Genomic DNA, 12,635 nt, shown 5'->3' with positions numbered 1-12,635 from the left:
CCGAAGGAGGCTCACCCCGTGCCGAAGGGTGTCACCAAGCGCCGTCCCCGGACACGGGCGGCCCTGCTGAAGGCCGCGTTGGAGACCTTCGCCGAGCACGGCTTCCACGCCACCTCGATCGAGCAGATCTGCGAGCGCGCCGGCTACACCCGGGGCGCGTACTACTCGAACTTCGCCAGCAAGGAAGAGCTCTTCCTCGCCCTCTTCGACGAGCACAGCGAACGGACCGTACGACGCCTCGCGGAGGCCGTCGACGGCCTCGCCGACGAGGAGTACACCCTGGAGCGGCTCGCCGAACTCGCCTCCCGCATCGAGCCCGACGAACGCGACTGGTACCTCGTCACCACCGAGTTCACCCTGCACGCCATCCGGGACCGGCAGGCGGCCTGGGTGCTCGCCCGGCACGACGCCCGGCTCCGGGCCGAGATCGCCCGGGGCCTGACGGCCGTACTGCGCAGGGCGGGACGCGAACTGACCGTGGACGCGGACCGGTTCGCCCGGATGCTGATCGCCCTGCGCGAGGGCGGACTCGCGCAGAGCTATGTGGAACCGGAGGAGTTGCCGCCCGGGACGCTCGAACGGGACTTCCTGGCACCGCTGTTGGAGGCGTCGACTCGGAAGGCGTACGCCCGGGAGTAGGGCGGCGTCCAGTGGGCGTGGGGCGGGTCAGTCGAAGAGGTCGGGGTCCGACGCGGTGATCTGGTCCCACAGCGGGCGGGCCTGGAACCAGCCGGCCAGCGGGGTGCCGACCTGGCCCCGGGTGATCAGCGCCGTCTCGCGGTCGATCAGCTGCGGTGTACCCGCGGCCATCGCCAACAGCTGGGCCTGGCACGAGCGTTCCATGGTGATGAACCACCAGACGGCCTCGGCGACGGAGTGGCCCACCGTGAGCAGCCCGTGGTTCTTGAGGATGACCGCCTTGTGTCCGGCGAGTGCCTTCGCGACCCGCTCGCCCTCGTCCAGCTCGTTGACCACGCCACGGTAGTCGTCGTAGACGCCGTGGTCCTCGAAGAAGGCGCACGCGTCCTGCGTGATCGGATCCAGCGGAATGCCGAGGCTGGAGAACGCCTTGCCGTGCAACGAGTGCGAGTGCGCGGCGGCGACCGCGTCGGGGCGGGCCGCGTGGACCTGGGAGTGGATGACGAACGCGGCGCGGTTCACAGGGCGGTTGCCGGAGAGCAGGGTTCCGTCGTGCCCGACGAGGATCAGGTCGGAGGCCTTGATCTGGCTGAAGCTCATCCCGAAGGGGTTCACCCAGAAGGCGTCGAGGTGCTCGGGATCGCGGACGGTGATGTGCCCGGCGACCCCCTCGGAGAACCCGAACCTCCCGAAGAGCCGGAATCCGGCGGCGAGTTGTTCCTTCCGGTACCGGCGCTCCTCCTCGACGGTGCCGAAGGTCGGCGGCAGGGGGAGCGTGACCCCGTCCGGCAGCGGGCCCACGGCGGCGGCCAGGGCGGGCGGGAGAGTGCTCACGGGGTGCTCCTCACGGTGGCGGGACGCGATGCCGCCAAAAGATACAGAGATGTATCCGATTCGCCAATGGTTGCGGCGCGAGGCCGCCGATCGCTACGGTCGAGCCAGAAAGCGCTTACTTCCTGCAGGGGAGCCCACCTCGTGCCGATCGCGGACGTCCTGATCTACACCCGCACCGCGGGCTACCGCCACGACTCGATCCCGGCGGGCGCGAAGGCGTTGGCGGAGCTCGCGGGCGCGGCGGGGTACGAGGCCGAGGTTACCGAGGATTCGGCCGCCTTCACACCGGAGCGGCTCGGACGCTGTGCGGCGGTGGTCTTCCTGTCGACGACCGGAACGGTCCTCGACGCGTCCGGTCGGGCGGCCTTCGAGGCGTACGTCAGGAGAGGCGGTGGCTTCCTCGCGATCCACGCGGCTGCCAACGCCGAGCCCGACTGGCCCTTCTACGGGGAACTGCTCGGCACACGCTTCGACGGCCACCCGGAGATCCAGCCGGGTGTGGTGTGCGTGGAGGCCTCCGACCACCCCGGAACGGCCGCGCTGCCGGGTCGCTGGGCCTGGACGGACGAGTGGTACAACTTCACGTCGAACCCCCGGGGCGAAGGCGTACGAGTCCTGGCCTGCGCGGACGAGTCGACGTACCGGGGCGGGACCCTGGGCGCGGACCACCCTCTGGTGTGGTGCCGCGAGGCCGGCGCCGGCCGGGTCCTCTTCACGGCGCTGGGGCACGCCGTGGAGGCGTACGCGGACGGGACGTTCCGGGACCATCTGGCCGGGGCGCTCCGCTGGGTGTCCGGCGGGCACCGCTCCCTGAACCCCTGACGTACGGGCACCCGGGCCGTCACCCCCGTGCCCCTCCCCGATTGCGATCGACGGCTGGGCGCGGGAGGGTTCCTGTTGGACGGACGGGCAGGAGGAGACCCATGGCCATCGCCACCGTGAATCCCGCCACGGGCGAGACACTGCGCACGTACGACGCGCACGGGCACGACGAGATCGAGCGGCGGATCGACGCCGCGCACGAGACCTTCCGGCAGTACCGCACCACCTCCTTCGCCGAACGCGCCCGCCTCATGCGCCGTGCCGCCGACCTCCTCGACGAGGACGCCGAGGACGTCGCCCGCACGATGACCACCGAGATGGGCAAGACGATCACGTCCGCGCGCGCCGAGGCCGCCAAGTGCGCCAAGGCCATGCGCTGGTACGCCGACCACGCCGAGGCGCTGCTCGCCGACGAACACCCGGCCCCGGGAGACGTCCGGGACTCGGGCGCCGACACCGCCCGGGTCCACTACCGGCCCCTCGGCACGGTCCTCGCCGTGATGCCCTGGAACTTCCCCCTCTGGCAGGTCATCCGGTTCGCCGCGCCCGCCCTCATGGCGGGCAACACCGGCCTCCTGAAGCACGCCTCCAACGTGCCCAGGACCGCGCTCTACCTCGGCGACCTCTTCCGCCGTGCAGGCTTCCCCGAGGGCTGTTTCCAGACCCTCCTCATCGGCTCGGGCGCCGTCGAGTCCGTCCTGCGCGACCGCCGGGTCGTCGCCGCCACCCTCACCGGCAGCGAACCCGCGGGGCGCTCGGTGGCCGCGATCGCGGGCGACGAGGTCAAGAAGACGGTCCTGGAACTGGGCGGAAGCGACCCGTACATCGTGATGCCCTCGGCGGACGTGCCGCGAGCCGTCAAGACCGCCGTCACCGCCCGCGTCCAGAACAACGGCCAGTCCTGCATCGCGGCCAAGCGCTTCATCGTCCACGGCGACGTCTACGACGACTTCGCCGAACGCTTCACGGCCGCCATGACCGCGCTGACCGTCGGCGACCCCCTCGACGAGTCCACCGACGTCGGCCCGATCGCCACCGAGCAGGGCCGCGCCGACCTGGAGGAACTCGTCGACGACGCCGTACGGAAGGGTGCCACGGTCCTCTGCGGCGGCTCGCGTCCCGAGGAGTTCCCGCGCGGCTGGTTCTACCGCCCGACCGTGCTGACCGACATCACCCCCGAGATGCGCATCCACCAGGAGGAGACCTTCGGCCCGGTCGCCACGCTCTACCCGGTGAGCGACATCGAAGAGGCCGTTGCCGTCGCCAACAATTCGCCGTTCGGACTCAGTTCGAACGTGTGGACCCGGAACGACGCCGACATCGACTTCTTCGTACGGGACCTGGAGGCGGGCGGCGTCTTCGTCAACGGAATGACCGCCTCCCACCCGGCGCTCCCGTTCGGCGGGGTGAAGCGCTCCGGCTACGGCCGCGAGCTCTCCGGCCACGGCATCCGCGAGTTCTGCAACGCGACCACGGTCTGGCAGCGCTCCTGACGCTCACCCGACGGTGCGGGGCCCCGCACCGTCGGTCTACCGGTCCCGCGGCCACCACGGGCCCGGCCCCGCGCCCGCGAGAGGCCTACCGGTCCCGTGTCCACGCCAACAGCCTGTCCGCGGACCAGGTGTTGATCACACGCTCCGCCGGCACCCCGCACTCCTCCGCCCGCGCGCACCCGAAGATCTGCCACTCCAGCTGACCCGGCGCGTGCGCGTCCGTGTCCACCGCGAACCAGACGCCCGCCGCCACCGCCTGCCGCAGCAGCCGGCGCGGCGGATCGAGACGCTCCGGGCGGCTGTTGATCTCCACCGCCGTCCCCGACTCGACGCAGGCCGCGAAGACCCGCTCCGCGTCGAAGACCGACTCGGGCCGCAGCCGGCCCCCGCTGACCAGCCGCCCGGTGCAGTGCCCGAGGACGTCCATCAGCGGATTGCGTACCGCCTTCTCCATCCGCCGCGTCATCGCCGGCGCGTCCATCCGCAGCTTGGAGTGCACCGAGCCGACCACCACGTCCAGCCGGTCGAGCAGGTCCGGCTCCTGGTCCAGCGAACCGTCCTCCAGGATGTCGCACTCGATCCCGGTCAGCAGACGGAACGGCGCCCACTCCTCGTTCAACCGCTCCACCACGTCCAGTTGCTCCCGCAGCCGCTCGGGCGAGAGGCCGCGGGCCACCTTCAGGCTGGGGGAGTGGTCGGTCAGGACCGCCCACTCGTGACCGATCCGCGCCGCCGTACGGCCCATGTCCTCGATCGGGCTGCCGCCGTCCGACCACTCCGAGTGCAGATGGCAGTCGCCCTTCAGCGCCGCCCTGAGCGTCTCGCCGCCGACGGCCTCGGGGACGGGGATCTCGGCCTCGAGCCGCTCCAGATACTCCGGGATCCGCCCCTCCAGCGCCTCTCTGACCACCGCCGCCGTCTTGGGCCCGATGCCCTTGACCGACTCCAGCGTCCCCGCCGCGACGCGCCGCCGCGCCTCGTCGTCTCCCATGGCCGCGACGGCGGCGGACGCGGTACGGAACGCCCGTACGCGATACGTCGGCGCCTGCGAGCGCTCCAGCAGGAAGGCGATCCGGTCCAGCGCCGCCACGGGGTCCATCGCCGCTCCTCACTCACCCTCGGGCGGGCGGCCCGGGCGCGACCTCCGCGTGCACCGGGCCGATCTCGCACCACACCGCCTTGCCCTCGCCACGCGGCTCCACGCCCCACCGCGACGCGAGGGCGTCGAGCAGCATCAGGCCTCGCCCCGAGGTCGCCGCCTCGCCCGGTGTACGCCTGCGGGGCCAGGCGCTCGACCGGTCCTGCACCGACAGCCGTACCCGGCGGACCGGTTCCGGCAGCACCTCCAACGTGAGCACCGCGCCGCCCTCGGTGTGCAGCAGTACGTTGACGAGCAGCTCGCCGGTCAACAGCTCGGCGTCATCGGCAAGTTCGGCCATGTCCCAGTCCCGCAGCGCCTGCCCCACCGCCGCCCGCGCGTCCGAGAGGCCCTGCGGATCCGCCTGGTGGATGTACTGGTGGATGCGCGGCGCCCTCGGCGTTCCGGGGTCCGGGCTGCGCCGCAGCACGAGCAGCGCCACGTCGTCGCCCGCGCCCCACCGTTCCCACAGCTGCTCCGACAGATGGTCCGCGAGCGCCTCCGCCTGCGGCGGTCCGCTGCTCATCGCCGACGACAGCGCGTCGAGGCCGGACTGGATGTCCGAGCCCGGCTGTTCGACGAGACCGTCCGTGTACAGCACCAGCGTCTCGCCCGGCACGAGGTCGAGCCGGGTCTCGGGGAACTCCTCCTCCCCGAACACGGTCGCAAGGCCCAGCGGCAGCCCGCCCCGGAGCTTGGGCTGCCCGACCCGGCCGTCCGTGTGCCGGATCAGCGGCCCCAGATGGCCGGCGCGCACCGCACGCACGGTTCCGGTACCCAGGTCGACCTGGGCGTACGTGCAGGTCGCGAACCGGTTGGTGTCCAGCTCGGCGAGGAAGCGGGAGGCCCGCGCGAGTACGGTCGAGGGCGCATGGCCCTCACCCGCGTACGCCCGCAGCGCGATGCGCAACTGGCCCATGATCGCCGCCGCGTGCGTGTCGTGGCCCTGGACGTCCCCTACGACGATCCCGACCCGGCTGCGGGGCAGCGCGATCACGTCGTACCAGTCACCGCCGACCTGCCGGCCGCTCCAGGCCGCGTGGTAGCGGACCGCGATCTCGCCGCCGGAGATCGCCGGGATGCGCCGCGGCAGCATCGTCTCCTGCAGCCCGGTCGCCAGCTCCCGCTCCTCGTCGAAGAGGATGGCGCGCTGCAGCGACTGCGCGACGATCGCGGCGAGCCCGAGCAGCAGATTGCGTTCGTCGGCGTTGAACGCCGAGCGGCGCCGGTAGAACAGCGCCATCCCGCCGAGCGAACGCGCCTGCGCGACGAGCGGCAGATAACAGGCGGACTTGAACCTCAGCCGTTCGACGTACGGCGCGAGTACGGGGAAGTCACGCCCGATGGTGGGGAACGAGGGCACGAACCGCGGCCGTCCGCTCAACACCGTCTCGGCGAGCGGCAGTCCCCGGTCGAGGCGGCGTGAACGGAAGTCGTTCAGCGCGTCCAGGGACTCCCCGCTGAGCGCGATGATGTTGAGCGATCCGTTCTCCACCAGGCCGAGCGCGAGTCCGTCCGCGCCGAGCCGGGCGAGCCCGCCCGGCCCGGTCATGGCCGCCGTCACGTCGTCCACCGTCACGGCCCGCGACAGCGCGTGCGTGGTCCGCTCGACGATGCTCGTCTGGACCTCGCGGCGCTTCTCGAGGTCGAGGACGAACTCGGAGTGCGCGACCTCGGTGGTGGTGTCCCGGACGATCCCCACGATGCGGTGCGCCATGCCGTCGGGCGTCCGCAGAATCCGCGCCTGCACATGCGTCCACTGGGGTGCGCCGTCCTCGTCCTCGGTCTGGAAGTGCGCGGAGTACGAGGTCTCGCCACTGGTGATCGCATGCCGGATCACCTGGCCGAGCCGGGTCCGCTCCTCCTCGTCGAGGCGCTGGACGAGTGTGGTGGGCCGTCCGTCGAACGCGGCCGGCTCCAGCCCGAAGACCAGCAGCCCGGCCTCGTCGACGTCGATGGTGCCCGTGTCGAGATCCCAGTCGAAGCTGCCGGTCCGGTTCATGGCGAGCCGCTCGGTGGGCCCGATCTCGCCACTGTGCGTGCTCCGGTCTTCATCGGTCATCCCCACCATTGTCGAACCCGCACCCCTCCGACGCCATGGCGGCGACACACCGAGTGCCGGAGTTGTGACCCAGCGAGGGAGAATGGGCCGGTGATCATCCCGTACCGCGTCCTCGGCCCGAGCCGGGCCCTGCTGCCCGACGGCCGGGAGGCCCCGCTCGGCGGCGCCCGGCTGAGGGCCCTGCTCGCGGCGCTGGCCGCAGCCGGCGGGCGTGGCGTCCGGACGGGTGAGCTGATCGAGCTGATCTGGGAGGACGAGCCCCCCGGCGACGGCACGGAAGCACTCCAGGCGCTGGTCGGGCGGCTGCGCCGGGCGCTGGGGCGGGAGGCGGTGGTCTCGCTCGCCGGCGCCTACCGGATCGCGGCGGAGCCCGAGGACATCGACCTGTACGTGTTCGAACGGCTGGCCGCCGAGGGGGCAGCGGCGGTGGCCGCCGGGGAGGCGGAGCGGGCGGCGCGGCTGCTCGACGACGCGCTCGGACTGTGGAACGGGCCCGCGCTCGCGGATCTGCCGGGCCGGGACGGTGATCCGCTGGTCGTACGCGTGGAACAGCGCCACACGCACGCCCGCCGGGACCGGCTCACCGCGGCCGTGGCCCTGGGCGAGGCGGACACGGCTCTCCCGTCGCTGGAGGCCCTGGCGGCCGAGCACCCCATGGACGAGCCCCTTCAGGCGCTCCGTATCCGCGCGCTGCGGGCGGCGGGTCGGGCCGCCGAGGCGCTGGAGGCGTACGAGAAGGTCCGTACCCTCCTCGCCGACCGCCTGGGAGCGGACCCGGGGAGCGAACTCCGCTCGCTGCACGCGGAGTTGCTTGCGGGTCAGGAGCCCGCGGGGCGCCCGCTGCCTCCCCCCGCCCGGCTGACCTCCTTCGTCGGGCGCGGAGGCGAACTCGAATCCCTGATGACCGAGTTGGGTGAGCGCAGGCTCGTCACCCTGCTCGGACCCGGCGGAGTGGGCAAGACACGGCTGGCCCTGGAAGCTGCCGGAGGCACGGCGGAGCGGCAGCCGGACGGGGTACGCGTCGCCGAACTGGCCGCCGTACGCGAGGAGTCCGACGTCGCCGACGCCGTCCTCACCGCTCTCGGCGGCCGGGAGACACAGCTGTGGGGCGGCGCCGCGCGTGACACCCTCACCCGGATCGTGGAGTACGGCACGCCGCGCCGCCTGCTCCTGCTCCTGGACAACTGCGAGCACGTGGTGGGCGCGGCGGCGCAGCTGGTGGAGCAGGTGCTGGCGCGCTGCCCGGGCGTGACGGTTCTGGCGACGAGCCGCGAACCACTGGGCGTACCGGGGGAGTTCGTGCGAGTGGTGGAGCCGCTGCCGCAGGACACGGCGCTCCGGCTGCTCGCCGACCGGGGTGCGGCCGCCCGCGCGGGCTTCACGCCGGCCGACGACCCCGAGGCGTGCGCCGAGATCTGCCGGCGCCTGGACGGGCTCCCGCTCGCGATCGAACTGGCGGCGGCCCGGCTCAGGCTGCTGTCCCCGCGCCAGATCGCCGACCGCCTCGACGACCGCTTCCGGCTCCTGACCTCGGGCGCCCGGACCGTCCTGCCCCGGCAGAAGACGCTCCGGGCGGTCGTCGACTGGTCCTGGGACCTCCTCACCGCACCCGAACGCGCCGTGCTGCGCCGCATGTCGGTCTTCACGGGCGGCTGCGACCTGGAGGCGGCGGAGGCGATCTGCCCGACGACGCACGAGGGGGCCGGTCCGAAGGCCGCTCCGGCGGCCGACGGCCCGCCCCCCGGACAGGCCGCCGCGGATACCGGTGGCCGTCCGGGCGGCGGTGGGCCCGGCGCCGGTGCCGTGGCGGGTCCACGCGCTGGTGCCGACACCCCCGTGAGGGCCATGGCGTCGTGCGGCGACGTTCTCGATCTGCTCGGTTCGCTCGTCGACAAATCGCTCGTCGTCGCCGCGCCCGGCGATGACGGGGCCATGCGCTACCGGCTCCTGGAGACGGTCGCCGAGTACGCGGGCGAGCGGCTCGACGAGGCCGGGGACCGGGCTGACGCCGAGTACCGCCACCTCGTCCACTACCGGGAGCTCGCCCGCACCGGGGACGGCGCCCTCCGGGGACCCGGGCAGGACCTCTGGCTACGCCGTTTCGAGCGCGAGCACGACAACCTCACCGCCGCCCTGCGGACCGCCGTCGACCGCGGCGACGAGGAGGAAGCGCTCTGTCTCGTCCTCTCCCTGAGCTGGTTCTGGCAGCTCCGGGCCCGGCAGGCCGACGCCCGTGCCTGGTCCCGAGCCGCGGCCGCCCTCGGACCCGACCCGTTCGCTCCACCCGTACGACCCGCCGCTCCCCTCGCCGGCCGCTGCACCGACACGCCGCCGCCGTGGTCCGAGGAACAGCTGTGGGAGGCGCGACGAGCGTGCGGGCTGCTCGTGCTCGCGTCCGAGGGCGGCGAAGGCGCCACCGCCCTTCAGCGGCCCGGGATCCGCGCCCGACTCGACGCCGTCGTCTCCGCCTACCGCCCCGGCCTCCGGCAGAACTGCCGGCAGCCGGGGACCATGTGGTTCTTCGCCCGACTGATGACCGGCGAGTTCCACAGCCTCGACGAGACGCTCGGCGCGCTCCTCGCCGCCTGCCGCGCCGAGGGCCTCGACTGGGACCTCGCCTTCACCCACCTCGTGCGGGCGAAACTCCTCGGTGGCCGCCCCGACGACGCCGAGGCGGCTCTCACCCGCTTCGAGCGGCTCCAGGACGCCTGGGGCATCGCCGAATCCCTCTCCGCGCGCGGAGAGGCGTACGAGCGGTCGGGACGGCTCGCCGAGGCCGCCGCCGACTTCGAGCGGGCCTCCCTCGCCACCGCCGGCCTCGGCGCCCGTTCCCAGCTGCCCGCCTTCAAGGCCCGGCTCGCCGCCGTACGCCTGAGGATCTCCGCCGACCCCGCGGCGCGGTCCGCGGCGGAAGGGCTCCTCGTCGAAGCGGCCGGGGAGGCTTCGAAGGAGCCCAGCGGCGAGCCGGTCAGCACGGCGCGCCTGCTTCTCGCCCAGCACTACGGACACACCGGACGCACCGCCCTCGCCCGCGAGCAACTCGACCGCATCGAGGAGGAGTTCAGTGGTGACACGCCCGATCTCTTCATCGGCCTGTCCGGGGGACTGCGCGGCTGGCTCGCGTGTCTGGACGGCGCGTACGACGAGGCCGCGGCGCGGCTGACCCGTTCGGTACGGGACGTGGCGAGCCTTGCCTACCTGGTGGCCCCCTACCTCATGGTCGGCCAGTTCGCGACGGCCGCGTGGGCCAAGGCCGGACTCGGCTCGCCGGGCGCAGCCGAGGACGGTGCCCGCCTCCTGGGTGCGTACGACGCCCATGGCACGGACCTGGGCGGCGGCGGTTTCGGCCCCCTCACCCAGCAGACCGAGGCGTCGGTACGGGAACGCGCGGAGGACGCCCTGCGCGCGGTCCTCGACCCGGAGACGTACGAGCAGCGGTACGCGGAAGGCGGCGGCCTCTCGGTGGAGGAGGCCGCGGCCCTGGTCTGAGCCCGAGCCCGAGCCCGAGGCCGTGCCCGAGGCCGAGCCCGGGCCTGCGGACCGGCCCGGATGCGGTCCCGGGGCCCGGACACGAGAATGGCCGGTACCGGAAGAACTCCTAGGAGGCGGCATGAACGCTGAGTCCGACAAGACATCTCCGGGGGACAGCCCGACGCCCGACCGCCTCTTGCATGCCGGGTCGGAGGGCGAATACACGGCGGAGGACCTCGTCCTCGCCTCAGGTCGTGACGTCAATCCGAAGAGCATCGCGTGGGCGGAGCGCCGCATGGCGGAGAAGGGACGCGCATCCCTGGACGAGCTCCTGCCCTGACCCACGCCCGGAAGAATCTCCGACCGCCCTCGGTCCGGCCTCATCCCCCACCGGGCCGGCGGCGGTACTCGGTCTGTCCCCCCCCCGCCACCGTCCCGGGACGGTCGTGGGGCTTCCCCATTTGTGGAACACGTTCTACCGTGGCCGCCGTCGCGCGCACGGTACCCAGGACGCCGCCACGGGAGGCCCCATGCACCTCGAGTACACGCCCGCCCAGCACCGCCTGCGCGAGGAGCTGCGTGGGTACTTCGCCGAGCTCGTGCCGGAGGACGTCCACGCGCGCTATGCCGACCCGGCGGCACAGAAGCGGTTCTACCGCGAGACCGTCCGCCGGCTCGGCACCGACGGCTGGCTCGGCGTCGGGTGGCCCGTCGAGTACGGCGGACGCGGGCTGAGCCCCATGGAGCAGTTCATCTTCTTCGACGAGGCCGCCCAGGCCGGTGTCCCGCTGCCGCTGATGGCCCTGAACACCGTCGGCCCGACGATCATGCAGTTCGGCAGCGACGAACAGAAGGCGTACTTCCTGCCGAAGATCCTCTCCGGCGAGATCGACTTCGCCATCGGCTACAGCGAGCCGGACGCCGGCACCGACCTCGCCGCCCTCAAGACGCGGGCGGTCAGGGACGGTGACGAGTACGTCGTCGACGGGCAGAAGATCTGGACGACGAACGGCGACACCGCGGACTGGGTCTGGCTCGCCGTCCGCACCGACCCCGACGCTCCCGCCCACAAGGGCATCACGATGCTCCTCGTGCCGACGAGCGACCCCGGCTACTCCTGCACCCTCATCAACACCCTCGCCTCGCACGACACCACGGCGAGCTACTACGAGAACATCCGCGTGCCCGTCTCCCGTCGCGTCGGCGAGGAGAACAAGGGCTGGCGGCTCATCACCAACCAGCTCAACCACGAGCGCGTGACCCTCGCCGCCCACGGCACGATGGCGATCCGCGCCCTCCACGACGTCCAGCGCTGGGCCGCCGACACCAAGCTCGCCGACGGCCGACGGGTCATCGACCTGGGCTGGGTCCGCCGGAGTCTCGCCCGCACGCACGCCCGGCTCGACGCGATGAAGCTCCTCAACTGGCAGATGGTGAACGCCGTCCAGCAGGGCACCCTCACCCCGCAGGATGCCTCCGCCGTCAAGGTCTACGGCTCCGAGGCCCGCCGCGACGCCTACGCCTGGCTCATGGAGGTCGTGGGCTCGGCCGGGGCCCTGAAGGAGGGCTCGGCGGGCACGGTCCTCCACGGCGAACTCGAACGCGGCTACCGCTCGGCCGTCATCTTCACCTTCGGCGGCGGCAACAACGAGATCCAGCGCGAGATCATCTCCTGGATAGGCCTCGGCATGCCCCGCGTCCGCCGCTGAGTCCGTGCGGCGCCCCGCCCGCCCGCCCCGGGCTCAGCCCCCGGCGGGTGCGGTCTCCCGGGGCGTCCGTGCGGCCCGTTCCTCCGCGCCCGCCAGCAGGAAGAGGATCGGGGGCAGGCCGAGTTCGATCACCGTCAGCGCTATCTGGAAGCCGTGCGGCCGGCCGTGCACGGCGAGCGAGAGCAGCCGGCCCACCCCGCCCAGCAGGAAGACGGCGGTCAGCCACCGTACCGCCCGGGCAGGGACCGGTCGCTGCCATGCGGCCCACAGCCAGGCCAGTCCGTAGCCGACGAAGGCCGCCCCCATGAACCGGCCCCAGCTGTCGACCGTCGCACCGGCGGCGCCGATTCCCGGGGTCGCCGCGTTGCCGAGTGCCACATGGAGCAGGCCGATCGCGACGCAGGCCCAGCCCATCAGGTGCGCAAGTGCCCGCAGAACCTTGACCATCGTCCCCCCAAGCCGCCGAG

General features: G+C 72.9%; 10 protein-coding genes. 6 read left to right on the top strand and 4 right to left on the bottom strand.

What is annotated here, in order from left to right:
- Nucleotides 1-18 precede the first annotated feature (18 nt).
- Entirely contained in the window at nt 19-639 is a 621-nt protein-coding gene (locus ACF1G2_RS18545; protein WP_391799280.1) for a TetR/AcrR family transcriptional regulator, read from the top strand.
- Nucleotides 640-666: 27 nt separating this feature from the next.
- Here ACF1G2_RS18545 and ACF1G2_RS18540 read toward each other — a convergent pair whose 3' ends face one another.
- Nucleotides 667-1,473 (bottom strand): class II aldolase/adducin family protein, encoded by an 807-nt coding sequence (locus ACF1G2_RS18540; protein ID WP_391799279.1) that lies wholly within the window; start codon nt 1,471-1,473, stop codon nt 667-669.
- 141 nt (nt 1,474-1,614) lie between these two features.
- Here ACF1G2_RS18540 and ACF1G2_RS18535 point away from each other — a divergent pair, with 141 nt between their 5' ends.
- Both ACF1G2_RS18535 and ACF1G2_RS18530 read left to right on the top strand, forming a co-directional pair.
- The gene (locus tag ACF1G2_RS18535) at nt 1,615-2,295 is read left to right on the top strand and encodes a ThuA domain-containing protein (protein WP_391799278.1); all 681 of its coding nucleotides are present in this window, start codon (nt 1,615-1,617) and stop codon (nt 2,293-2,295) included.
- Between the two features lie 101 nt (nt 2,296-2,396).
- A complete protein-coding gene (locus ACF1G2_RS18530) occupies nt 2,397-3,788 on the top strand; it encodes an NADP-dependent succinic semialdehyde dehydrogenase (protein WP_391799277.1) in 1,392 nt (463 codons plus the stop codon).
- Between the two features lie 85 nt (nt 3,789-3,873).
- Here the strand turns inward: ACF1G2_RS18530 and ACF1G2_RS18525 are convergent, their stop codons facing one another.
- Together ACF1G2_RS18525 and ACF1G2_RS18520 are read right to left on the bottom strand one after the other, a co-directional pair.
- Nucleotides 3,874-4,887, bottom strand: a complete 1,014-nt coding sequence (locus ACF1G2_RS18525; protein WP_391799276.1) for a PHP domain-containing protein — start codon at nt 4,885-4,887, stop codon at nt 3,874-3,876.
- A 13-nt stretch (nt 4,888-4,900) separates the two neighbouring features.
- Nucleotides 4,901-6,988, bottom strand: a complete 2,088-nt coding sequence (locus ACF1G2_RS18520) for a SpoIIE family protein phosphatase (protein ID WP_391799275.1) — start codon at nt 6,986-6,988, stop codon at nt 4,901-4,903.
- Nucleotides 6,989-7,078: 90 nt separating this feature from the next.
- Between ACF1G2_RS18520 and ACF1G2_RS18515 the strand changes: the two genes are divergently transcribed.
- The 3 genes from ACF1G2_RS18515 (at nt 7,079) to ACF1G2_RS18505 (ending at nt 12,168) form a co-directional block, all read left to right on the top strand.
- On the top strand, nt 7,079-10,477 hold the full coding sequence (locus tag ACF1G2_RS18515; protein ID WP_391799274.1) for an ATP-binding protein: 3,399 nt from the start codon (nt 7,079-7,081) through the stop codon (nt 10,475-10,477).
- A gap of 121 nt (nt 10,478-10,598) precedes the next feature.
- A complete protein-coding gene (locus ACF1G2_RS18510) occupies nt 10,599-10,799 on the top strand; it encodes a hypothetical protein (protein ID WP_352191786.1) in 201 nt (66 codons plus the stop codon).
- A 190-nt stretch (nt 10,800-10,989) separates the two neighbouring features.
- Nucleotides 10,990-12,168, top strand: coding sequence for an acyl-CoA dehydrogenase family protein (locus tag ACF1G2_RS18505; protein ID WP_391799273.1), 1,179 nt, complete (start codon nt 10,990-10,992; stop codon nt 12,166-12,168).
- Between the two features lie 33 nt (nt 12,169-12,201).
- Here the strand turns inward: ACF1G2_RS18505 and ACF1G2_RS18500 are convergent, their stop codons facing one another.
- A complete protein-coding gene (locus tag ACF1G2_RS18500) occupies nt 12,202-12,615 on the bottom strand; it encodes a DUF4345 domain-containing protein (protein WP_391799272.1) in 414 nt (137 codons plus the stop codon).
- Between the last annotated feature and the right edge of the window lie 20 nt (nt 12,616-12,635).

The sequence above is a fragment of the Streptomyces sp. NPDC013457 genome, assembly GCF_043089925.1.
Classification (GTDB): domain Bacteria; phylum Actinomycetota; class Actinomycetes; order Streptomycetales; family Streptomycetaceae; genus Streptomyces.
This window is presented reverse-complemented; position numbering and strand designations above follow the sequence as displayed.